The sequence below is a fragment of the Planktothrix mougeotii LEGE 06226 genome (genome assembly GCF_015207485.1).
Lineage (GTDB): Bacteria > Cyanobacteriota > Cyanobacteriia > Cyanobacteriales > Microcoleaceae > Planktothrix.
In genome coordinates, this window is record NZ_JADEWU010000053.1 from 1 (window position 1) to 21,353 (window position 21,353).

Here is a 21,353-nt window from a genome sequence, read left to right on the forward strand (position 1 = left end):
AATCGGCAAATACAACAATTTTTGTCGGTTCCCAATCCAATATTCACGGGGAATAAATTCCCCTGAGTCGTGTTTCCTCTCAGGTCTGAAGACGCTGAGTTTCCACACTCCCATCCTACTTTTATGAAGACTCTCTCGAACCTCCCCCTAGCGGATTTTGTCAGGGGATGAGATCTCGATTCCTGCTATTGCAACCCATTTTCCTAAATCATGCCGAAGGTTCTTGTCTCCGATTCGATTGATCAAGTTGGTATAGACATCCTCTGCCAAGTCGCTCAGGTGGATGTCAGAATAGGTTTACCCCCCGAAGAACTGGTGCGGATTATTCCAGAGTATGATGCTTTGATGATCCGGTCTGGAACTCGTGTCACCCAAGAAATTATTGAAGCTGGCGATAACTTAAAAATTATTGGTCGCGCGGGTGTGGGTGTCGATAATGTAGACGTTCCCGCCGCAACCCGCAAAGGGATTGTTGTTGTCAACTCCCCAGAAGGAAATACCATTGCTGCGGCCGAACACGCTTTGGCGATGATGCTGTCTCTGTCTCGCTACATTCCCGATGCGAACCAATCCGTTAAAAGTGGAAACTGGGATCGGAAAAGCTTCATTGGTGTAGAAGTTTATAAGAAAACCCTGGGGATTGTGGGTTTGGGTAAAATTGGTTCCCATGTGGCGACGGCGGCTAAAGCGATGGGGATGAAATTATTAGCCTATGATCCCTTTATTTCTCAAGAACGGGCCGATCAAATTGGCTGTCGGTTAGTGGACTTGGATCTGTTGATTCGCGAGTCCGATTATATTACGCTGCATATTCCCAAAACCAAAGAAACCTATCATCTGTTTAACGCGGAAGTCTTCTCTAAAATGAAGCCGACAGCCCGCTTAATCAACTGTGCTAGAGGGGGGGTGATTAATGAAGCCGATTTAGCCGTCGCTTTAACAAATGGCCAACTAGCGGGGGCTGCCCTTGATGTCTTTGAGAATGAACCCTTAGAAGCCGATTCTCCTCTGCGGGAATTGGGATCTAAAATTGTCCTCACCCCTCACCTGGGAGCCTCTACAGAGGAAGCCCAAGTCAATGTGGCGATCGATGTTGCTGAACAAATTCGGGATGTGTTACTGGGCTTACCAGCCCGGTCTGCGGTGAATATTCCAGGGTTGTATCCCGATGTGTTGGAAAAACTCAAACCCTATCTGCAACTGGCTGAAACCCTGGGTAATTTAGTCGGTCAGTTAGCCGGAGGTCGGGTAGACTTCCTGGATGTGCGGTTGCAAGGGGAATTGGCCGGAACCAATAGCCAAGCGGTGGTTGTGGCAGCCCTCAAAGGGTTACTGTCCCAAGCTTTACGCGAACGGGTGAACTATGTTAACGCCAGTATTGAAGCTAAAGAACGGGGAATTCGAGTGATTGAAACCCGTGATGCTGCCTTGACGGACTACACGGGATCATTGCATTTAGAAGCAAAGGGTTCTTTAGGTAGTCATTCAGTGACGGGAGCTTTATTAGGGGATCAGGAAATTCGGATTACCAGTGTTGACGATTTCCCGATTAACGTCCCCCCGACCCGCTTTATGTTATTTACCCTTCACCGGGATATGCCGGGAATTATTGGCAAAATTGGCTCCCTTTTGGGCAGTTTTAATGTCAATATTGCCAGTATGCAAGTCGGACGTAAAATCGTTCGGGGTGAAGCTGTCATGGTCTTAAGCCTTGATGATCCTTTACCGGAAGGAATACTGGCGGAAATCATGAAAGTCGCTGGTATCCGCGACGCTTATACGGTAACGCTTTAATCAGTTATCAGTTATCAGTTATCAGTTATCAGTAAAAGCCCTTGACCGTTGATTAACTTGCGATTGTTAGGTCTAATTACTGGTAGAGACAGGCGATCGCAGATCTCTACACTGATGACTGATGACTGATCACTGATGACTGATCACTGATAACTGATTATGGCTAATAGTTGGTGGGAAATTAAAGTATTGTGTGATCCGACGCTAGAGGATGCGGTCTTTTGGCGGATGGAATCTTTTGGTTCTCGGGGAACGGCTTGTCAAATTAAAAATAATTCCTGTCTGGTATCGGCTTATTTACCTGAAGAAAAAGCCCATTTGCTGGATTTAGCGGCGCTTTCTTTATTGTTACGTCAAGATGCTCTGTGTTTAGAAATCCCGATTCCTGCGGTGACTTGGGATTTAATTGATGAGCAGGACTGGTCAACAGCTTGGAAACAACATTGGGAACCGACCCCCATTGGCGATCGCTTTTTAATTTATCCGGCTTGGTTAACCTTACCTGAACATTCGGATCGGATTTTATTACGCTTAGATCCAGGGGTTGCTTTTGGAACCGGAACCCACGCCACGACTCAACTGTGTTTAGAATCTTTAGAAATGCGATTAGGGGGAGAACCTAACCAAGCGGTAATCGCAGATATTGGTTGTGGTTCAGGTATTTTATCAATTGGGGCAATTTTATTAGGCGCATCCAAGGTTTATGCTGCTGATAATGATCCCTTAGCGACTCGTTCTACGAAGGAAAATTGTGAATTAAACCAAATTCCACCCGAAAAAATTATTATTCAAGATGGAAGTATAGAACAGATAATTTCTATAGCAGAGCAACCCGTTGATGGTATTGTTTGTAATATTTTAGCAGAAGTTATTATTGATTTAATTCCTCAATTTAATGCAATTTCTAAGAAAAATACTTGGGCGGTTTTAAGCGGTATTTTAATGGATCAAGCTAAACCCATTGCAGATACTTTAGAACAAAATGGCTGGGTTGTCGCTACCTTATGGCGGCGGCAAGAATGGTGTTGTTTTAATATTAGACGATCTTAATCAGTTATCAGTTATCAAGTATCCGCATCATCAGTTATCAGTGTAGAGACGTGCCATGGCGCGTCTGTACCAGTTATCAGTTTACGGGTTTCTAAAAATATTGCCAATAGAATGATCCGGGTTGATTTCTATAATTAAGTTGACTAATTCGGGATTTTTAATTAACGAATTTATAAATAATTTGGGGTGTAGGGCTTTCCAGAAATAATCAACAAATTGACTAATTTCGGCATCGGTCATGCCTGATTTTCCGGTTGAAATCATGTCATGTTCAGCTTGAATTCTCCATTGTTTTGATAATCGATAATCGACCGGATTTAAAATCATTAATTGATCTAATTTTTCCCACAAAGGAATATATTCTTTTAACTGTTCATTCATATTCCTGGCAAATTGTTGATCGGCGAGGGTAATAATGGGTTCAGGTGCAGAATTAAATCCTTCTGGATCAATGGGTCTACATCCCACAAACCAGCCTTCAAATAAAATAATATCAATTCCTGTAACAAATTCAGGTGAAATGCGATCGCCAGCACCCTGCCATAAGGACTTATCAAATCGCGGAATCGCAATGGTTTGACCCGGTAAGGGTTGACGCAATTGTTCTAACACCTGTATTCCTAATTTAACATCATGGGTTCCCGGTGGCCCCCGCCAAATTAAACGGGGATCGACCCTTTGTAACTGTTGACGTTCTAAATAAGTTTTATAGAGATCGTCTAAGGACAAGCTGATTGTGTCATAGTGAAAAAGAGACAAAATGTAAGTTAAGACCTTCGCTAGGGTTGTTTTCCCGGTGCCTTGTCCTCCTAATATTCCTTGAACCAGAGGACGACCTAGCTGTTGACGAGACTCAGCTAGTTGGGTCGCAAACGGAAGCCAAAACTTCCAAAGGGTTTCTAACTGTTGGGATAATAGAGGGAAATCAAGATTTTCTTGAAAGAGTCTACAGAAAAGATGTGATCGCCCTTGTAGTTTCAACTTAACAGTTTCAGGTGTGATTCCCCACAATATTGCTCGTTTAGAATCAGACAGTTCCCACTGTTCTAAAACTTCTAAATCTGTGATCTTCGGAGGTTGTCCATGAGCCCAAGCTTGAAGAATTTCTATCATAGACAATCACAAAAACTTGAAAAAACGTTCATTTTATGAACCTAACATGAATGCTAACAAAAATAACCCATAACTCATACCCATTTTGAGTGCATTCAGGTTTTCGACCCAAAAGGATTGTCGCAAACGGTTGGGACTACTGTAGGCTAACCAGTTGATACCTTCTACTAGGATAGACACCATTAAAGCCACAGTGACATCTATATTTGCATTTTGTCCCGCTACCGAAGAAATCGCTAATGCTAGGGCAAAACCCAATAATAAACTAATGATCAGCAGCGAAATCCGTCGCCAAGGATTTAACAACCATCGTCCAAGTTGTGCATTGATAACATTTACAAGCCGATTAAGACGGGTATTTTGCATAAAAGACGGTGTAGAGAGTAATGGAATTAATGATCAAGTTTAAAACGAAAGATTATGAAAGCTAAACTGTATCCAGCCTTTCTAATTACTGGAACTATTTTATTAACTTTAATTAGTTTAAGGCAATTCTTATTTCGCTATTGTGTCCAGTCAACGGAACGAAAATCTTCCGAACAGGTGGCCTTATCTCTCTCAGCCCCCCTCTCAACAACGTTTCCTAAAACCTCTATTCCAGCGCCACCTGCGTCAGAAAGACCCCCTGTTCCTTCTCCCAAATTGGGGCATAATTCCCCCAAACTATCACCTCCTGCCATTTCTACAAACCCTCACCAAGGGTCATTCCGAGTCAGTAACCTCACGGAACATCCGGTGCGTGTAGCCTTACTCACTCGTTCATCTGTGGGCAACACTGAACCCGTCCATTGGGATTTTGCGCCGGAAGAAGGCAGTAAAGAAGGGTTGATTTTGTCCCTCCCCGAAAAAGATTTAATTCTCAAATCGGGTGATATTTTGATTGTTTTTGCACCGGATGGTTCTCGCTATTACTGGGGGCCTTATATTGTGGGGGAAACCCCCTTCCCAGTCTGGAAACCTGAAAGTAAGGAATGGCAGTTGGTCATACAACCCACTAGGACACTGGATCAATTTTCATCTGGAAAATAGGCAATAGTAAGATTATTTCGGTTGCCCAAATAGGTGATAATAACTAATTGATATATTGAGTTGGGTGTTAGTCAACAACCAACAGTCAACAGTTACCACCTGTGTCCTTCCCCCATGAAACTAAGTTCAGATCGAGAGATTAAAACCCTTTTTTCAAATCAAATTAAAACCCATGTCCTTCCATTTCTCCTGGCGATTTTGGGGTTGGGTTTAATCAGTGGGTTGGCTTTTTTTCAGAATTTAGGAAATCTGGGTTTATTGGATGAAACCGAGCCTTTATTTGCAGAAGCTGCCCGTCAAATGTTAGTCACAGGGGATTGGATTACTCCGTATTTTAATGAAGAAACTCGCTTTGATAAACCGCCTTTAATTTATTGGTTAATGGCAATTGCTTATCAAATAGTTGGGGTCAATGAATGGGGGGTTCGTCTGCCTTCGGCAGTTTCGGCTTTTATTCTAATTGGTTTGGGATTTTATACGTTAAGTTATTATGTTCAGAAAACGCAATTTTATACCGTTAAGAAACAGGAAATACAAGGCTTAATTTCTCCCAGTTATAAACCTCGTTTCAGGACAGTTCTTTTGCATCCTTTACCTTGGATGGGGGCTATATTGATGGCTTTTAATCCTGAAATTGTGGCTTGGGCAAGAATTGGGGTTTCGGATATGTTATTAACAGGTTGTATGGGGTCAGCTTTATTGGCTTTTTTTCTAGGATATGCAACTGATGAAGCGAAAATATCTGAGTCAGAATTTAAAGAATATCCTAATGTAGGGTTTAAAAATTTAACTCTACCCCAAAATCGAGTAAATTATTGGTATTTAGCTTTTTATATTTTAATAGCCTTAGCGGTTTTAACCAAAGGCCCTGTGGGAATTGTTTTACCTATTTTAATTATTGGTTCATTTTTAATTTATATTGGAAAAGGATACCAAGTTTTACAAGAAATGCGTCTTTGGCAAGGAAGCTTAATTTTTTTTGTGATGACTCTGCCTTGGTATATTTTAGTAACTTTGATTAATGGTCAAAGCTATATTAATTCGTTTTTTGGTTATCACAATTTTGAACGATTTACCAGCGTTGTTAATCGCCATGCGGCTCCTTGGTATTTCTATTTTATTGTGGTTTTAATAGGGTTTGCTCCATTTTCTGTTTATTTACCTATTGCGATCGCCTCAACAAAATTTTGGAAACGCCGATGTTGGAAACGTCAAGCTCGAATTCAACAATTGCCATTATTTGCTGTTTTTTGGTTTGCTGGAATTTTTATCTTTTTTACGGTAGCTGTTACTAAGCTCCCCAGTTATATTTTACCTCTGATACCAGCTTCAGCTTTATTAATTTCTCTATTTTGGCACAATCTAATAAAAAACAATCATCTTGTTAATCCTAATGTTAGTTTAGCTAGTGCTATTCCTAAAGCGTTTTCTATTTCTATTATTTTTAATATTCTCTTGGTTTTTAGTGCTTCAATTGTTAGTTATTTTAGTAAAAACCTGCTAGGATATGATGCAGATATGCCCAATTTTAGAACGGATTTACAAACCTCTGGACTCCTAAATCGATCTGCTTTAATCTGGGGAATAACCACAATAGGAATAATCATAAGTGGGTGGAAACGGCGAATTTCAGGAATTTTTATCGTTAATATTTTAGGATTTATTGTCTTTTTTATCTGGGCAGCAACTCCTACCTATAGTTTACTTGATCACCATCGTCAAGAACCTTTAAGACATCTCGCCCAAACCGTTGTACAAGAGCGAAAATTAGGAGAAGAATTAATGATGGTTGGCTTTAAAAAACCCAGTTTAGTTTTTTATACTCAACATCCGGTTCAATACGCTTCTGAACTGACCGATGCGATTAACTATATTAACAGTCCAGAGGTTCAAAATTCTTCCCCTAAAACTATTTTAATTCTAGGACATCCTCGTGAATTAGCAAATATTAGATTAAAACCGAATCAATATAAAATTATTGATCAAGCAGGTTCCTATCAACTCATTCGAGCTAATATAGTTATAGGAAACAGGGAATTAGGAATTACGAATTAGGAATTGTCAACGGTCAACCGTCAACAGTCAATCCTTTTCACATTCTTTTTTTGTGACTTGATGACGATATTGAAACATATCTTCTAAACGACTATTGACCCACCAGCCTAATATTTTTTCTGCCAATTCTCCGCCGGGTAGAGAATAAGTAATGTTATCGGTGAGGCGAGTTTTACCATTTTCAGCAATAAATTGATGTCGATGTACCCAACTTTCTACAATTCCTTCTTGTTGTTCATCGGTAAATAACTCAAAGGGTTTACATTCGGTATGAAGCGCTACCCATCGCACCGGAATAAACCCTAATAATATTCTAAATTCTGAAATTGCCCCTACATCTAACCCTCCTTCTCGACGCACAATTTCTACGGGTTGCCAAGGAGGAGTTAACAATTGCAATATATCCGGTCGGGTATGAAACTCCCAAACGACTTCTACAGGCGCATTAATCAGGGAAGAATAGTGAAAGTGCTGCATAAATGTTCTACAATTATAGAGTTGTTAGTTCTCGATTAACAGCCAATAGTCAACAGTCAACCATTAACAATTAACAATTAGCAATTAACAGTGATTGATTTTTCAGAACAAAATCCCGAAGTTGTACTTAATTTAGTTTTAACTCAGTTAGAACAGGGAGATTTTCAACAGCGATGGGAAATCAGTAAAATTTTACCTGATTTAGGAACCATTGCCCTAGAGCCTTTGCTGAATATTTTACAAGATGAAACGACTGATGTAGAAATGCGTTGGTTTGTGGCTCGAATTTTGGGACAGTTTAAATCAGAATTAGTGGTTGAACCCTTAATTAATTTGCTAAAAACTGATAAAATAGAGGCAACAGAAGAAGAACTATCACTTCAGGAAATAACGGCTATTACGTTAGCCAGTTTAGGAACTTCAGCCATTAAACCCCTCATGGAATTATTACAAAAAGAGGAGTCTAAACGATTAGCTACATTTGCCTTAGCTCAAATTCGTCATTCTGAAATTATTACCCCCTTATTAACGGTTGTAAATGATTCTAATCCTGAGATTCGCGCGATCGCAATTGAAGCATTAGGAAGTTTTCATGATCCCAGAGTCATTCCGGTTTTATTAGAGGCATTAAATGATCCCGTTGGTCATGTTAGAAAAGAAGCGGTTATCGGATTAGGGGTAAGAATAGATTTATTAGACAATATTAATTTAGTCGAAAAACTGAAACCGTTATTATGGGATATTCGACCAGAAGTTTGCCAACAAGCTCAACTCGCTTTATCCCGTTTAAAAACAGATGAAGCAGCAACAGCATTATTTGAACAAGTACAATCTTCTAATGTTCCCCTATCTTTAAAAATAGATGGGGTTCGTTCATTGGGATGGATTGAAACGCCTCAAAGTTTAAAATTTTTAGAGGAAATTATTTTCAGCTTCCATCCTGAATTTAATCTGAATGCCCCTAGTCTTACACCTGTAGAAATTACTTTAATTCAAGAAATTATTCAAGGGATAGGACGGATTGAAACCCTAGAATTGCGAGAACAAGCTGCTCAAATTTTAATTGATTTAATTAATCGCAATCATCCCGCTATTTCTGATCTTAAAATCAAACAATTAATTGCAGTAGGATTAGGAAAATTAGGATTAATATCTGCTCTTGATCCCTTAATTCAACTTTTAGCTGATCCCCAACCTTCAGTTCGATACCATTGTATTTCGGCTTTTAAGCAAATTAAATGTGAACAAACTTATCAATATTTACAACATTTATTAAATCAAGATAATATCAATCTTGATATCAAACAAGAGATTTTAAAAGCGTTATCCGAATGGTAAATTAAATAAAGAAGCTTTTCAGGGGTTACTCCAATTCTTGATCAATTCCGAGGTTTAGGATGAAATTATAAAAGCTGTATCAATCTCTACTAAATGGGATAAATAAATCTATTATTGTCAATTAGTAATCAGTCACCTAACTGTTTACTGATAACTGATAACTGATAACTGATAACTGTCTTTATGCGTTTAGAGCAACTGCAATCTTTTCTGTCTGTTGCTGAGACGGGAAGCTTTCAACAAGCAGCACGCCAATGCGGGGTCACTCAATCAACCATTAGCCGACAGGTGCAGGGACTAGAGGAAGAACTGGGTTTACCTTTATTTCACCGCACGGCTCAAGCTAAATTAACCATTGGGGGTGAACGCTTTTGGCCCTATGCTCGCAAAATTTGCCAAACCTGGGACAGTGCGAAAGAGGAATTAGCGTCTCTGCTGATGGGAAAACAACCTGAACTTTGTGTTGCAGCCATTCATTCGGTTTGTTCCTCTTATTTACCCCCGGTTTTGCAGAAGTTTTGTTATGCCTATCCAGAAGTTCAGTTGCGGGTGACATCCTTGGGAAGCGATCGCGCCTTAAAAGTGCTTAAGGATGGATTAGTTGATATCGCTATTATTATGAATAATCGTTCTTTTACGGCCAGTGCAGAACTTTTAGTCGATATTCTCTATCAAGAACCGATTGAAGTCTTAATGGCCAGTAATCACCCGTTAACTCAATATTCTCAAGTTCCTTGGGATGAGTTAACTCGTTATCCGCAAGTGGTTTTTAAAGATGGTTATGGAATGCAGCGTTTAGTTCAAGAAAAGTTTACTCAAGCTGGGGCAAAATTAAATGCAGTTTTAGAGTTAAATACATTAGATGGGTTTCGAGGGGTCATTCGTCAAGGGGAACTTATTGCTTTATTGCCCTATTCTGCCTTACTAGAAGCCCGAACTGATCCCACCTTAGCTGTCCGAGGGTTAGCACCTCTCCCCTTTACCAACTCTAAAGCTTTAATGGCCAGTTCTGCTTCCTCTCCCTTAATTCCTGCCGCTGGGGATACAACTTGGACTCGTGAAGTGGTCATTGTCACTACACCCGATCGAATGCAAATTCCCCCCATCGCTTATTTTTGGCAACTGGTTCATGAGAGTCTTCCTGATCAACTTGATGGATCAATTAATTGTTTAAATCCCGAAACCCCTCTGTTGAAGTAAAAACGCTAGGATCAAATTAAAGTTTAAAAATGGAGTTTCGGTTAACCGTCAATACTTTATAGGCATGAGTGATCGATTTAGAGAGTTACTTCGTCAAGTGGGTAGTGGAACCCATACCAGTGAGGCGTTGAGTCGTTCCCAAGCGGCAGAAGCCTTGAGATTAATGTTATTGCAGGAGGCAACTCCGGCTCAAATTGGTGCATTTTTAATTGCTCATCGTATCCGGCGTCCCACAGGTGAAGAATTAGCGGGAATGCTAGATACCTATGAAGAAATTGGCCCTCAACTTCAGTCCGTTGCTTCGAGACCTATGGTGTTCGGTTGTCCCTATGATGGTCGGTCTCGCACCGCTCCTTTTGCTCCCTTAACGGCTTTAATTTTAATCACCGCCGGGGTTCCGGTAATTTTACATGGGGGCCAACGAATGCCAACTAAAGAAGGTATTCCTTTAATTGAAATTTGGCAAGGGTTGGGGGTGGACTGGTCTAAATTATCCTGGGTACAAACTCAACAGATGTTTACACAGTTGGGTTTAGGGTTTGTTTATCTTCCTCAACATTTCCCAGAAGCCGAACGCTTAGTCACCTATCGTCGAGAAATTGGCAAACGTCCTCCGTTAGCAACAATGGAATTGATGTGGAAACCCTATTTAGGACAAGCAACGGTGGTGTGTGGCTATGTCCATCCCCCCACAGAAACCATGTTTCGAGAAGCCTTTCAATGGCGGGGTGTGACTGAATTTATTACCGTCAAAGGATTAGAGGGTAGTTGTGATTTACCTCGCGATCGCACTTGTATTATTGGGTTACGTCAACCTAGCCTCCGAACAAAACAGATTCAAGATTCTACCCTGGAAGAAAAACAACAAAATTCTCATCCGACGGTGGAGGATGTTTTCTTTGAACGGTTATTATTACATCCCCGTGATTATGGGTTGGGCGGGAAAGAAGTTCCTTTACCTTCGACTCCGATTTTAATTGAACAAATCCAATCGGTTTTAGCGGGTCACAACAGTGAATTCATGAAAGCCGCACTGTGGAATGGGGGGTTTTATTTGTGGCGTTCTGGGGTTTGTCCTAATTTAGAATCGGGATTATCGGAAGCTGAATCTTTACTAACGCAAGGGAAAGTTCACGCTAAATTGCAGGAAATTCATCGTTTAGGACATTTTTAAACCCTGAAACCCTTTCACTTCTTACTGTTCGGTGTTCGGTGTTCGGTGTTCGGTGTTCCCTCTTCAAGTAGCGCTATAGAGAACTTTAGCCGTAGGTATTACCTCAAAACCCATGATCAATCATCTTTCAATTGCAGCTTTAATTCTGGCAGGGGGCCAAAGTTCTCGCATGGGTGAGGATAAAGCTTTTGTCCTGTATGAAGGAAAACCGTTGCTTCAGCGAGTGTATCAAGTGGCGGCTACTTGTAGCCAAAAAGTATATATTGCTACACCTTGGCCGGAACGCTATCAAACCCTATTAACGGAAGATTATGAAGTTCTCTTAGAGACGGAACCGAACCAAGGGCCCTTAGTTGCATTGTCCCAAGGTTTATTAGAAATTCCCTTTGATTGGATTTGGTTATTAGCCTGTGATTTACCTTTGTTACAACCTGCGATGATTCAACGTTGGCAAAGTCATTTAACGGTTGTTTCTGATACGGTTTTAGCGGTTGTTCCTCAAAGTCAGTCGCGCTGGGAACCCTTATGTGGATTTTATCGCCGTTCTGCTTATTCCGAGTTACAAGCGTTTATGGCTCCAGGGGGAAGATCCTTTCAACGATGGTTAACTCATATTCCTGTGGAACCCCTTTATCTGTCTGAAGAAGAATCACAAATGTTGATCAATTGCAATCGACCCACTGACTTAAAACCTTAATAAATCCTAAAATCCTTAATTAAAATTTCCATCAAAAATTAATCTTTTTTCTGGTTTTGAGGTAGAGAAAACCCTACTTGTGAATTTTCACAAAATCTGCATTAAAATCAAAAAATCTGGGTAACTTGTAAGTAAAATTACGTTCTTTACCCTAAAAACTTGGTATAACCAACGGATATTAAAACTGGACAGGAGGAACCTATGACATACACCTTCGATCTAGTGGGTGTTTCTCCCATTCTTTCTTTCTTTTATCAACAACAAGAATTAACCGAACAACCCGCCCCAGGGGTTGAATATTTGGGAAATCGTAAATGTACCCTGGATACTTTTATTGACTCTGTACAGACGGTTTCTCCTCAACGGGGCTGGAATGTTGATCAAGCCGTTGATACGGTAATTCAGTTTTGGATGAACAATGCCGACAGCATTCAATATTGGAAAACTCGCCTAGAAGATGCCGGACAGGAAAACCTCTTAGTGGCTAGAGTCGCTGACCTCAAATTCCTTCGCAATACCTTTGAATCCTTACTTGGACATTAGGTGTTGACAGTTGACAGTTGACAGTTGACAGTTGACTGATAACTGATAACTGATTACTGATTACTGATTACTGATATGTCTCGTTCCAGAGCTTTACAATATTACGTCTTTACTCGTTTACTGCTGGCTCCCCTGATGCTGTGGACAATTACCACAGTGGTTTTTTTGCTGCTACGAGCTACCCCTGGTGATCCGGTAGATGCGATTCTTGGCCCCCGTGCACCGGAAGCAGCCAAAGAAGCCTTGCGATCGCAATTGGGTTTAAAGGGTTCTTTGTGGCAACAATATTTTGACTATATGGGGAAACTCCTGCATTTTGATTTAGGAACGTCCCTGACCAGTCGTGGACAAACGGTTTGGGAAATTATTCAAGCTCATTTTCCGGCAACGGTTGAACTGGCTCTATTTAGTATGATCATCGCTTTAGCGGTGGGAATTACTGTCGGGGCGGTAGCAGCCTCCCATCCTGATACCGTTTGGGATACAGGAGGGCGTTTATTTGGAATTATTACCTATGCTGTTCCCCCGTTTTGGGCGGGGATGCTGTTTCAGTTAATCTTTGCGGTGCAATTGGGTTGGTTTCCCTTGGGAACTCGGTTTCCCGTAACCGTTCCCGCACCTGAAGGTTGGACAGGGTTATATACCGTTGATAGTTTGTTTACCGGAAGTTGGACGCAATTGGGGGTATCACTGTATTACTTGGTTTTACCCTGTGTAACGTTAGGGTTATTGTTAAGCGGTATTTTTGAGCGAATTGTGCGGGTAAATCTCAAACAAACGTTAAAGGCGGATTATGTGGAAGCCGCTAGGGCTAGAGGGATTCCTGAATTGCGAATTGTTGTGGCCCATGCGTTGAAAAATGCCATGATTCCGGTGATTACGGTTTTGGGTTTAACCTTTGCCGCGTTATTGGGGGGAGCAATTTTAACGGAAGTGACCTTTTCTTGGCCAGGACTCGCTAATCGGTTATATGAAGCGATTAGTTTTCGGGATTATCCGACGGTGCAGGGGATTGTTGTGTTTTTCGCAGGGATTGTTGTTGTTGCCAGTATTCTGATTGATGTTCTCAATGCCTGCATTGACCCGCGCATCCGATATTGAGGTGAGTTAACGTTGACAAAATTATTGATCGTTGACACTCTCCGGCTTGAAGGTGCGGAGATTTTTTTTTAAGGAATTGACGCCATGACAGTGACCTCCTAAAACCCATTTTCTGGGGTAATCAGATCATAAATGTGCATAATTTTTCTAAAAAAGTAAGTATTTTTACTCAAGTAAAGTTAGGGAATTCTGATGGGAATCTTCATGAAAGATACACTTCTTAATAAATTTTAACGCAACAATTTGCGATAGCGTTGTATAACTAATATCTGAAGGGCAAAGACGACAGACAAATGTTGGTCTCCCAACAATTGATTAACATTTGATTAAAAAAGTTTAATGTCCTTTCATAAAATGATGTAAGATTTCTAAGGTTCCTCTAAGTGAGGCTGAGGTTGCTCTCAAAAATAGTAACGACGGCCAAACATAGAGAGACTCTCAAGAGTCAGGATCGGGAAAACCCATCATTTCACTTTGAGTCGAAAACAAAGTTAAGCAAGTCAAGTAGGAGATTAATCCATGTTTGATGCCTTCACCAAGGTAGTTTCTCAAGCTGATACACGCGGCGAAATGTTAAGCGCCGGCCAAATCGATGCCCTGAGCCAAATGGTTGCCGAAAGCAGCAAACGCTTAGATGCTGTTAACCGGATCACCGGTAGTGCTTCCACCATCGTTGCCAATGCGGCTCGCGCTCTGTTTGATGAGCAAGCCCAACTGATTGCTCCTGGTGGTAATGCTTACACCCACCGTCGTATGGCTGCTTGCTTACGTGACATGGAAATCATCTTACGTTATGTCACCTATGCAGTTTTCGCTGGAGATGCTAGCGTTCTCGATGATCGTTGCTTAAACGGTCTGCGTGAAACCTACCTGGCTTTAGGCGTTCCTGGTGCTTCCGTTGCTGTTGGCGTTGGCAAAATGAAAGATGCCGCTCTGGCTATCGTCAACGATCCCGCAGGAATCACTCCTGGAGATTGTAGCGCCCTGGCTTCTGAAATCGCCAGCTACTTTGATCGCGCTGCGGCTGCTGTTGCCTAGTTTTTCAAAAATCTGATTTTCATAAATCCATAGAAGTCTAATTAAATGACTTCAATTTGTACCTCAACTTTGTAAACCACATCGGGAGATAATTCAAGCATGAAAACCCCCCTGACTGAAGCAGTAACCACCGCCGATTCTCAAGGCCGTTTCTTAAGCAGCACTGAACTGCAAGTGGCTTTCGGACGTTTCCGTCAAGCCAAAGCTGGCTTAGAAGCTGCTAAAGCTCTGAGCAATAAAGCCGATAGCCTGGTCAGTGGTGCTGCCCAAGCAGTGTATAACAAGTTCCCTTACACCACCCAAATGCAAGGGCCCAACTACGCTTCTAGCGAACGTGGTAAAGGCAAATGCGCTCGTGACATCGGTTACTACCTCCGTATGGTCACCTACTGCTTAATTGCTGGTGGTACAGGGCCCATGGACGAATACCTGATTGCTGGTGTTGATGAAATCAACCGGACTTTTGAACTGTCTCCTAGCTGGTATGTTGAAGCTCTGAAGTACATCAAAGCTAACCATGGTCTCAGCGGTGACGCGGCTGTTGAAGCCAACTCCTACATTGATTATGCGATCAACGCTCTGAGCTAGACAAGCTCGCGTTTGATGCTCGGAGCGGTAAGTAGCTGTTAGCAACTGGGTTAACGGTTGTTTAGCGCTCCGGGCATCTTTGATTATTGGGGATTGTCTCCCAAATTAACAAAGTTTTCTTTTTTGTCTTCTCAATTTTGAAGATCTCTTACGGAGCATAAGGCTATGGTTGGCTTGCTTGAGGGTAGCCGACTTGGTATCCGGGCTTTCGAAGAAACAAAACCCGTAGAACTGCGCCCCAACTACACGGAAGCAGATGTGCAAACCGTGATTGTGGCAGCATATCGTCAGGTGATGGGCAACGAACACCTGATGTTGCGGGAACGGCTCACAAGCGCGGAATCTTTACTCCGCCAAGGACAAATTACCGTTCGGGATTTTGTCAGAGCTATTGCTTTATCCGAGCTTTACCGGACTAAGTTTTTTTACCCTAACTTTCAAACTCGGTTTATCGAGTTAAATTACAAACATCTTTTGGGCCGTGCCCCTTACGATGAGTCAGAGATTGCGTTTCACGTTGATCTCTACACCAGCGAAGGTTTCGAGGCAGAAATCAACTCTTACCTCGACTCTCCCGAATATCTGGAAAACTTTGGGGAAAATATCGTTCCCTATTATCGGGGATTTTCGACCCAAGACGGGCAAAAAACCGTTGGTTTTAACCGTTTATTTACCCTTTATCGCGGGTATGCCAGCAGCGATCGCGCTCAAAACCAAAAGCAAAGTCGTTTAACTTGGGAATTAGCTCGGAATTTAGCTTCTCCGATTCAAACTCCTGCTAGTGGGCAAAGCTTAGGAGGTACGACAGGCGGTAATCGTGGACAACTTTACCGCCTGACTGTTATCCAAAAAGCAACACAGTCGCTACCCCAGGTGCGCCGTACTACCACTGAATATACCGTACCCTATGACCAACTGTCTACTCAGTTGCAGCGAATTCATCGCGCTGGGGGACGGGTGATGAGAATTACGTTGGCATAATCTCATTCATTAAAACCTGAATGCCGGTTTGTGCTTAAAAGGTTAGAGTTCTAGCTGACTGTTCATCGGGGAAGCTTGGACTCTATCCCTCTAGGTAACAAACCTTTCAACCGGAATCGTTGCACGCTACATTCGCAACTCAATTCTAACTCACATTAATAAGAGGAGGATTTTAGGTGGCTATTACAACAGCAGCATCTAGGCTCGGAACAACTGCGTTTCAAGAAGCGGCTCGTGTTGAACTGCGTCCAGATTGGAGCAGGGACGATGCCCAACAAGTTATTCGTGCGGTTTATCGCCAACTGTTGGGTAACGATTATTTAATGAGTTCTGAGCGCCTCAAAAGTGCTGAATCTCTGTTGTGTGATGGCAGCATCACTGTGCGGGAGTTTGTGCGCTCCGTTGCTAAATCGGAACTGTACAAAACCAAGTTTTTCTACCCGAATTTCCAAACCCGTGTAATTGAACTCAATTACAAACATTTATTGGGTCGCGCTCCCTATGATGAATCCGAAGTGATTTTTCACTTGGACTTATATCAAAATCAAGGTTATGACGCTGATATTGATTCTTATATTGATTCAGCCGAATATCTGGAAAGCTTTGGGGAAAATGTGGTTCCCTACTATCGCGCCTTTGAAGTTCAACGGGGACAAAGAACCGTTGGCTTTACTCGCATCTTCCGGTTGTATCGGGGTTATGCCAATAGCGATCGCTCTCAATTAGAAGGAAATGCCTCCCGTTTAGCCACAGAACTGGGTTCCAATAGTGTTTCTACCATTGTCGGCCCCTCCGGTGGTAACGAAGGTTGGTCTTATCGGGCTTCTGGACAAGCCGTGGTTCCAACCACTGGATTTAGTACCGGTGGTGTCTTAGCACAAGGCCGTAGTTATCGGGTGGAAGTGGCTGGAATTCGTGAACGTCGCTATCCGAAAGTTCGTCGGAGCAGCAAATCTTTTATTGTTGCTTACGAACAGTTATCTCCTTTACTTCAGGAAATTCAACGCCAAGGTGGGAAAGTAGCCAGCGTCACTCCTGTGTAGGATTGCTGAAAAACCAGGGATTGCTAATCAGCGATCCCTTTTTGTCAAGTTTGTAGAACTGTTTTTGGATAAATTTAAACTCATGTTAGGTCAAATTGCTGTTGGACAATCATCGAGTTCCCCATCGGGAAATCGCTTTTTTCGCTACGAAGTCGTCGGTTTACGTCAATCAAATGAAACTGACAAAGCAGAGTATCAGATTCGTTCTAGCTCCAGCCAATTTATTACTGTCCCTTACAACCGCATGAACCAAGAAATGCAGCGTTTAACGCGGATGGGAGCAAAAATTGTGAGTATTCAGCCGTTGACTTCTGCCAACGAAGAATAAGAAGCAGACTTGCTGGTTTAGTTCAGGGAAGCTGACAGCAAAATTAACAATTGAACGGCTTGTAATTTTTTATATAAAAATTCAAAAAAATAGTTAGTGGTTTTCAATCTAAAATCACTAACTATTTTTTTTGTTGTGCAAACACAATGTTTGATAAAGATTTATAGAGCTACTTGAAGAGGGAACAGCGATTTACTGTAAGAAGTGAAAGGGTTTCAGGTTTCACTCATTGTCAAACACCAATCATGCGTAGCACTTTAGTATTGAAATGTTGACATTTGATGTAATATTGATTAAATTTAGGTTATAGTTAGGTTATAGTTAGGTTATAAAACAATAATTCGCTCTCAATTGTTTCTGTCATATATAAATCCCAAATTTCTCATTTAAAATACTAAAAATTTTAAATGTTTTCGGATTTATCATATTTTTGATGCTTCAGAACTGACTTAGAGTGTTGACCTAAATTAAATTGGGTGCTGACCTCATTAAAAAATCCGGTTTTAGCAGTAGTTAAAGTTGAAAATCTAACCTTTAACAACTTTTAGGTTGATTGTAATTTTATTGTCATTCATTTGCTAGGTGTATTATGGAATCCAGTTCTGTTTACAATAAAAATATATCGACAACTGTAGATCAAGGTCTAGTAAAAGTTAACACTACTATTTCTCCTGGAAAAATTACTCGATTTCTACTAACAATTATTGGAATTTTGTCTGTTTTATGCTTACTGGGTCAAATTGCGGTTTATATTTTCCCGGGTGTTTGGATACCGGATATCTTTGTAACCAAGTTTTATATGGATGCAGAACAAAACTTTCCTTCTCTATATTCATCATTAGCACTGCTTTTTTCTTCGGTTTTATTTGCAATTATTGCTGTTATTAAAACCCAGAATCAAGATGACTATCGTTGGTATTGGAAAGGATTATCTTTTATTTTCCTTTATATCTCATTAGATGAATTGTTAAGCATCCATGAAGGGTTAAATGGGCCAATTCGTAAAGCAGGTGCTTCTGGTTTTCTATATAATACCGCGTGGGTCATTCCTGCTTTCTTTTTGGTTATTATCTTTCTGTTCATCTTTTATAAGTTTTTTATACATTTACCTCGATATATGAAGCGTTCATTGTTAATGGCTATGTTGGTGTACCTAAGCGGGGCTCTTTTCATAGAAACCATAGTGGGTGGCGCTTATGTCAGGTATTATGGAGAGGAAAATATAATCTATGCTTTAATGGTAATGGCTGAAGAAATTTGTGAAATGCTAGGGGTGGTCATTTTAATTCATGCGCTGATAACCTATATCATTCAATTAGGTATTGATCAAATTCAATTAAACTTGAATTTTGTGAAGAAGCCTGAATTGGCTTCTATGAATTCAAACAAGCTATAAAATATTTAAAGCCGATGAGTTAGGGTTTTAGATTTTTTCTGGATTGAGACTTCGACTATTCCGCCCTCCCAAGTTTCATGGTAAGGTTGAGAAAAACCGACTTTAACCGATGGACAATTTGGGATACGAATCAATGGGGGAAAATACCCCTCAAGAGGGAGAATCTTTAACCATAGAACAAGCGATCGCTAATCTTCAGCATGAAGAATTAGGACGGCGTTATTATGCTGCTTGGTGGTTAGGGCGTTTTCGCGTTAATCAGCCTGCGGCGGTAGATGCGTTAATTTTAGCCTTAAAGGATGAATCTGATCGCACGGAAGAAGGCGGTTATCCCTTACGCCGAAATGCAGCCAGAGCATTAGGAAAACTGGGTGATAAACGAGCAGTTTCAGCCTTAATTGACTGTTTAGATTGTTCTGATGTTTATGTGCGGGAAGCAGCGACTCAAGCCTTAGAACAGTTAGGAGATGAGGGTTGTATTTCCGCCTTAATGAAATTATTAGAAGGGGGAGTCGCAGCCGCCCAACGTGTCCCTGGAAAACCCTATTTAGTCCAACCTTATGATGCAATTTTAGAAGCATTAGGAGCTTTAAAAGCGACGGTTGCGATTCCTTTAGTTCAACCCTTTATCGAGCATTCTATTCCTAAAGTTCAGTATGCAGCACTGAGGGCCCTGTATCAATTAACCGGAGACAATAGTTATGGAGAACGGTTAATTGAGGCGTTAAAAGGAAATGATTTAACATTACGTCGCACGGCTTTAATGGATTTAGGCGCAATTGGCTATTTACCCGCGGCAAAAGCGATCGCTAACACCCTAGCAGAAAATAGTTTAAAATTAATTTCCTTAAAAGGCGTTTTAGAACATCAATTAACAGATAGTGCTGATTTTAGCTTATCTGAATCAGCCATTGAAGTCATGGAGTTAATGGATTCTCTATTATAAAAAAATATTAGCTAACCCGAAAATATGACTGTACAAACCTTAATTCAAGCTGTTGAACAAGCTGATTCTGCTGCCTCTTTATTTAAAGCGGTTGTTTCTTTAGTAAAAGCTAATTCTATTGAATCAATCCCCACATTAATTAACGTTTTAGGTTATAATAATCCTGGGGCTGCGGTGGCTGCGGTTGATGGATTAACTCAACTGGGTGAACCTGCGGTTATTCCTTTATTAGAACAATTAGATGGTTATAATTATGGGGCAAGAGCTTGGGCGGTTCGTGCCTTATCGGGTATTGGTGATCCCCGTGCCTTAGAAGTTTTATTAGAATCTGCTGGAAGCGATTTTTCCTTAAGTGTTCGTCGCGCCGCCGCCCGAGGATTAGGAATGATTCAATGGGATAAATTACCCCCAGAACAAATTCCTGATGCTCAATTTAAAACCTTAATGATATTACAAAAAACATCACAAGACCCAGAATGGATTGTCAGATATGCGGGGGTTTTTGGTCTACAAGGTTTAGCAACTGCTCTGCATGAAACTCAGCCTGAATGGTTTGGTAAAATTAAAGAACAGTTAGAATATATTGTGAATAATGATGAAACGACTTCTGTTCGAGCTAGGGCAAAATGGGCGATTCAAGAATTAGAATAATCCCTATGATTGTCATTGTAAGACAACACCCTGATTGTGATCAGTATTACTAACTCCCCCTACAATTTGGATGGTGAATGATCTCTTCGGGAGAGTTAACGGATCAGTCCTACTGAAACCGAACGGAAATAGCAGGAGGAATCCCTAATTTGATATCAATAATGATATCTTTAAAGATCGAAATATAAACGCTTTCCAGTTTATCATTGCATTTTTTAGCTAATAAGATAGCATTGAGAACAGCAACGAGCAGTTTATTATTGCTGTTTTCTACCTTAATCTTTTCAATCATCTCATTTTTGATATTATCAATCGAGCCTCGCAAAGAAGTTTTAATTTGGGGCAAGACTCCAGCTTCAATACTAAAACTATCTACTTTCAATCCCAATTGTTCTGCATAAGGGAGAAATTTTTGATATTCCTCAAGAATTAGATTAATTTTTTCTTGAGCCACAGCAGCCATTTCGGTTGTCTGTTCTTGAACTTGATCGAGAACTTTACCTTGAATTTGTAGAGCTTGTTCAGAGATATTTTGAACCGCTTTTACTTGATTTTTATTTAAAAAATAAACCAGTAAAACTAAAATGACTACAACCAAGAGAAATAACCAATTATAGGAAATAGAGGGAAAACCATCTAATTGGCTTAAAACAGGGGGTAACTTAGCAACTGAGAAAGTCAGCCAGAGAAATTCAATAGGTGTCATTGTCCGATCTTTAAATCCCTAGGGTTTAATGAATGTTGTTAAGACAACTAATTTTAACTTTTTTACTCTTTGTAATCTCCATTTTAAATAATTTTTAATATTTAT

Annotated in this window: 22 protein-coding genes; 18 read left to right on the forward strand and 4 right to left on the reverse strand. The window is 40.9% G+C overall.

The genetic code is table 11. The annotated features are described in order from the left end of the window. The first annotated feature begins 210 nt into the window (after positions 1-210). Together serA and prmA are read left to right on the forward strand one after the other, a co-directional pair. Positions 211-1,794, forward strand: a complete 1,584-nt coding sequence (serA, locus tag IQ236_RS19070) for a phosphoglycerate dehydrogenase (protein WP_193870763.1) — start codon at positions 211-213, stop codon at positions 1,792-1,794. Between the two features lie 159 nt (positions 1,795-1,953). Further along, a complete protein-coding gene (prmA, locus tag IQ236_RS19075) occupies positions 1,954-2,844 on the forward strand; it encodes a 50S ribosomal protein L11 methyltransferase (RefSeq protein ID WP_193870764.1) in 891 nt (296 codons plus the stop codon). Positions 2,845-2,925: 81 nt separating this feature from the next. Here prmA and IQ236_RS19080 read toward each other — a convergent pair whose 3' ends face one another. Together IQ236_RS19080 and IQ236_RS19085 are read right to left on the reverse strand one after the other, a co-directional pair. Then, a complete protein-coding gene (locus IQ236_RS19080; protein ID WP_193870765.1) occupies positions 2,926-3,957 on the reverse strand; it encodes a glycerate kinase in 1,032 nt (343 codons plus the stop codon). A gap of 33 nt (positions 3,958-3,990) precedes the next feature. Further along, on the reverse strand, positions 3,991-4,323 hold the full coding sequence (locus IQ236_RS19085) for a DUF565 domain-containing protein (RefSeq protein WP_193870766.1): 333 nt from the start codon (positions 4,321-4,323) through the stop codon (positions 3,991-3,993). Positions 4,324-4,377: 54 nt separating this feature from the next. Here IQ236_RS19085 and IQ236_RS19090 point away from each other — a divergent pair, with 54 nt between their 5' ends. Together IQ236_RS19090 and IQ236_RS19095 are read left to right on the forward strand one after the other, a co-directional pair. Beyond that, positions 4,378-4,986: a hypothetical protein gene (locus IQ236_RS19090; protein WP_193870767.1), complete on the forward strand. Its 609-nt coding sequence runs from the start codon at positions 4,378-4,380 to the stop codon at positions 4,984-4,986. 114 nt (positions 4,987-5,100) lie between these two features. Further along, positions 5,101-7,041, forward strand: a complete 1,941-nt coding sequence (locus tag IQ236_RS19095; RefSeq protein WP_193870768.1) for an ArnT family glycosyltransferase — start codon at positions 5,101-5,103, stop codon at positions 7,039-7,041. A 27-nt stretch (positions 7,042-7,068) separates the two neighbouring features. On the opposite strand, the gene IQ236_RS19100 is transcribed toward IQ236_RS19095, so the two are convergent. Further along, positions 7,069-7,518 carry an SRPBCC family protein gene (locus tag IQ236_RS19100; protein WP_193870769.1) on the reverse strand — a complete coding sequence of 150 codons (450 nt, stop codon included), beginning with the start codon at positions 7,516-7,518 and terminating at the stop codon, positions 7,069-7,071. 90 nt (positions 7,519-7,608) lie between these two features. On the opposite strand from IQ236_RS19100, the gene IQ236_RS19105 reads away from it, so the two are divergent. The 14 genes from IQ236_RS19105 to IQ236_RS19170 all read left to right on the forward strand — a co-directional run bounded on the left by IQ236_RS19105 (position 7,609) and on the right by IQ236_RS19170 (position 20,542). Continuing rightward, positions 7,609-8,856, forward strand: coding sequence for a HEAT repeat domain-containing protein (locus IQ236_RS19105; protein ID WP_193870770.1), 1,248 nt, complete (start codon positions 7,609-7,611; stop codon positions 8,854-8,856). A gap of 183 nt (positions 8,857-9,039) precedes the next feature. Continuing rightward, a complete protein-coding gene (locus IQ236_RS19110; protein ID WP_193870771.1) occupies positions 9,040-10,056 on the forward strand; it encodes a LysR family transcriptional regulator in 1,017 nt (338 codons plus the stop codon). A 64-nt stretch (positions 10,057-10,120) separates the two neighbouring features. Then, a complete protein-coding gene (locus tag IQ236_RS19115; RefSeq protein WP_193870772.1) occupies positions 10,121-11,230 on the forward strand; it encodes an anthranilate phosphoribosyltransferase family protein in 1,110 nt (369 codons plus the stop codon). 112 nt (positions 11,231-11,342) lie between these two features. Beyond that, on the forward strand, positions 11,343-11,927 hold the full coding sequence (locus tag IQ236_RS19120; RefSeq protein ID WP_193870773.1) for a molybdenum cofactor guanylyltransferase: 585 nt from the start codon (positions 11,343-11,345) through the stop codon (positions 11,925-11,927). Between the two features lie 201 nt (positions 11,928-12,128). Next, positions 12,129-12,470: a hypothetical protein gene (locus tag IQ236_RS19125; protein ID WP_193870774.1), complete on the forward strand. Its 342-nt coding sequence runs from the start codon at positions 12,129-12,131 to the stop codon at positions 12,468-12,470. 75 nt (positions 12,471-12,545) lie between these two features. Next, positions 12,546-13,571: an ABC transporter permease gene (locus IQ236_RS19130; protein WP_193870775.1), complete on the forward strand. Its 1,026-nt coding sequence runs from the start codon at positions 12,546-12,548 to the stop codon at positions 13,569-13,571. A gap of 519 nt (positions 13,572-14,090) precedes the next feature. Then, positions 14,091-14,609 carry a phycocyanin subunit beta gene (locus IQ236_RS19135; protein ID WP_190521244.1) on the forward strand — a complete coding sequence of 173 codons (519 nt, stop codon included), beginning with the start codon at positions 14,091-14,093 and terminating at the stop codon, positions 14,607-14,609. Positions 14,610-14,708: 99 nt separating this feature from the next. Further along, positions 14,709-15,197, forward strand: a complete 489-nt coding sequence (gene cpcA, locus IQ236_RS19140) for a phycocyanin subunit alpha (RefSeq protein ID WP_072716936.1) — start codon at positions 14,709-14,711, stop codon at positions 15,195-15,197. Between the two features lie 165 nt (positions 15,198-15,362). After that, on the forward strand, positions 15,363-16,178 hold the full coding sequence (locus tag IQ236_RS19145) for a phycobilisome linker polypeptide (protein WP_190521242.1): 816 nt from the start codon (positions 15,363-15,365) through the stop codon (positions 16,176-16,178). A 176-nt stretch (positions 16,179-16,354) separates the two neighbouring features. Continuing rightward, a complete protein-coding gene (locus IQ236_RS19150; protein ID WP_193870776.1) occupies positions 16,355-17,221 on the forward strand; it encodes a phycobilisome rod-core linker polypeptide in 867 nt (288 codons plus the stop codon). Positions 17,222-17,303: 82 nt separating this feature from the next. After that, a complete protein-coding gene (locus IQ236_RS19155; protein WP_193870777.1) occupies positions 17,304-17,549 on the forward strand; it encodes a phycobilisome linker polypeptide in 246 nt (81 codons plus the stop codon). A 589-nt stretch (positions 17,550-18,138) separates the two neighbouring features. Next, on the forward strand, positions 18,139-18,945 hold the full coding sequence (locus tag IQ236_RS19160; RefSeq protein WP_193870778.1) for a hypothetical protein: 807 nt from the start codon (positions 18,139-18,141) through the stop codon (positions 18,943-18,945). Between the two features lie 109 nt (positions 18,946-19,054). After that, positions 19,055-19,891, forward strand: a complete 837-nt coding sequence (locus tag IQ236_RS19165; RefSeq protein ID WP_193870779.1) for a HEAT repeat domain-containing protein — start codon at positions 19,055-19,057, stop codon at positions 19,889-19,891. Positions 19,892-19,915: 24 nt separating this feature from the next. Beyond that, positions 19,916-20,542 carry a HEAT repeat domain-containing protein gene (locus tag IQ236_RS19170; RefSeq protein ID WP_193870780.1) on the forward strand — a complete coding sequence of 209 codons (627 nt, stop codon included), beginning with the start codon at positions 19,916-19,918 and terminating at the stop codon, positions 20,540-20,542. Positions 20,543-20,651: 109 nt separating this feature from the next. On the opposite strand, the gene IQ236_RS19175 is transcribed toward IQ236_RS19170, so the two are convergent. Continuing rightward, positions 20,652-21,248 (reverse strand): hypothetical protein, encoded by a 597-nt coding sequence (locus IQ236_RS19175; protein WP_193870781.1) that lies wholly within the window; start codon positions 21,246-21,248, stop codon positions 20,652-20,654. Positions 21,249-21,353: the final 105 nt, after the last annotated feature.

Excerpts from the sequence above, each read along its gene's own strand:
- serA (WP_193870763.1), top strand. The coding sequence starts at position 211 with ATGCCGAAGGTTCTTGTCTCCGATTCGATTGATCAAGTTGGTATAGAC.
- prmA (WP_193870764.1), top strand. The coding sequence starts at position 1,954 with ATGGCTAATAGTTGGTGGGAAATTAAAGTATTGTGTGATCCGACGCTA.
- IQ236_RS19080 (WP_193870765.1), bottom strand. The coding sequence starts at position 3,957 with ATGATAGAAATTCTTCAAGCTTGGGCTCATGGACAACCTCCGAAGATC.
- IQ236_RS19085 (WP_193870766.1), bottom strand. The coding sequence starts at position 4,323 with ATGCAAAATACCCGTCTTAATCGGCTTGTAAATGTTATCAATGCACAA.
- IQ236_RS19090 (WP_193870767.1), top strand. The coding sequence starts at position 4,378 with ATGAAAGCTAAACTGTATCCAGCCTTTCTAATTACTGGAACTATTTTA.
- IQ236_RS19095 (WP_193870768.1), top strand. The coding sequence starts at position 5,101 with ATGAAACTAAGTTCAGATCGAGAGATTAAAACCCTTTTTTCAAATCAA.
- IQ236_RS19100 (WP_193870769.1), bottom strand. The coding sequence starts at position 7,518 with ATGCAGCACTTTCACTATTCTTCCCTGATTAATGCGCCTGTAGAAGTC.
- IQ236_RS19110 (WP_193870771.1), top strand. The coding sequence starts at position 9,040 with ATGCGTTTAGAGCAACTGCAATCTTTTCTGTCTGTTGCTGAGACGGGA.
- IQ236_RS19115 (WP_193870772.1), top strand. The coding sequence starts at position 10,121 with ATGAGTGATCGATTTAGAGAGTTACTTCGTCAAGTGGGTAGTGGAACC.
- IQ236_RS19120 (WP_193870773.1), top strand. The coding sequence starts at position 11,343 with ATGATCAATCATCTTTCAATTGCAGCTTTAATTCTGGCAGGGGGCCAA.
- IQ236_RS19125 (WP_193870774.1), top strand. The coding sequence starts at position 12,129 with ATGACATACACCTTCGATCTAGTGGGTGTTTCTCCCATTCTTTCTTTC.
- IQ236_RS19130 (WP_193870775.1), top strand. The coding sequence starts at position 12,546 with ATGTCTCGTTCCAGAGCTTTACAATATTACGTCTTTACTCGTTTACTG.
- IQ236_RS19135 (WP_190521244.1), top strand. The coding sequence starts at position 14,091 with ATGTTTGATGCCTTCACCAAGGTAGTTTCTCAAGCTGATACACGCGGC.
- cpcA (WP_072716936.1), top strand. The coding sequence starts at position 14,709 with ATGAAAACCCCCCTGACTGAAGCAGTAACCACCGCCGATTCTCAAGGC.
- IQ236_RS19145 (WP_190521242.1), top strand. The coding sequence starts at position 15,363 with ATGGTTGGCTTGCTTGAGGGTAGCCGACTTGGTATCCGGGCTTTCGAA.
- IQ236_RS19155 (WP_193870777.1), top strand. The coding sequence starts at position 17,304 with ATGTTAGGTCAAATTGCTGTTGGACAATCATCGAGTTCCCCATCGGGA.
- IQ236_RS19160 (WP_193870778.1), top strand. The coding sequence starts at position 18,139 with ATGGAATCCAGTTCTGTTTACAATAAAAATATATCGACAACTGTAGAT.
- IQ236_RS19165 (WP_193870779.1), top strand. The coding sequence starts at position 19,055 with ATGGACAATTTGGGATACGAATCAATGGGGGAAAATACCCCTCAAGAG.
- IQ236_RS19170 (WP_193870780.1), top strand. The coding sequence starts at position 19,916 with ATGACTGTACAAACCTTAATTCAAGCTGTTGAACAAGCTGATTCTGCT.
- IQ236_RS19175 (WP_193870781.1), bottom strand. The coding sequence starts at position 21,248 with ATGACACCTATTGAATTTCTCTGGCTGACTTTCTCAGTTGCTAAGTTA.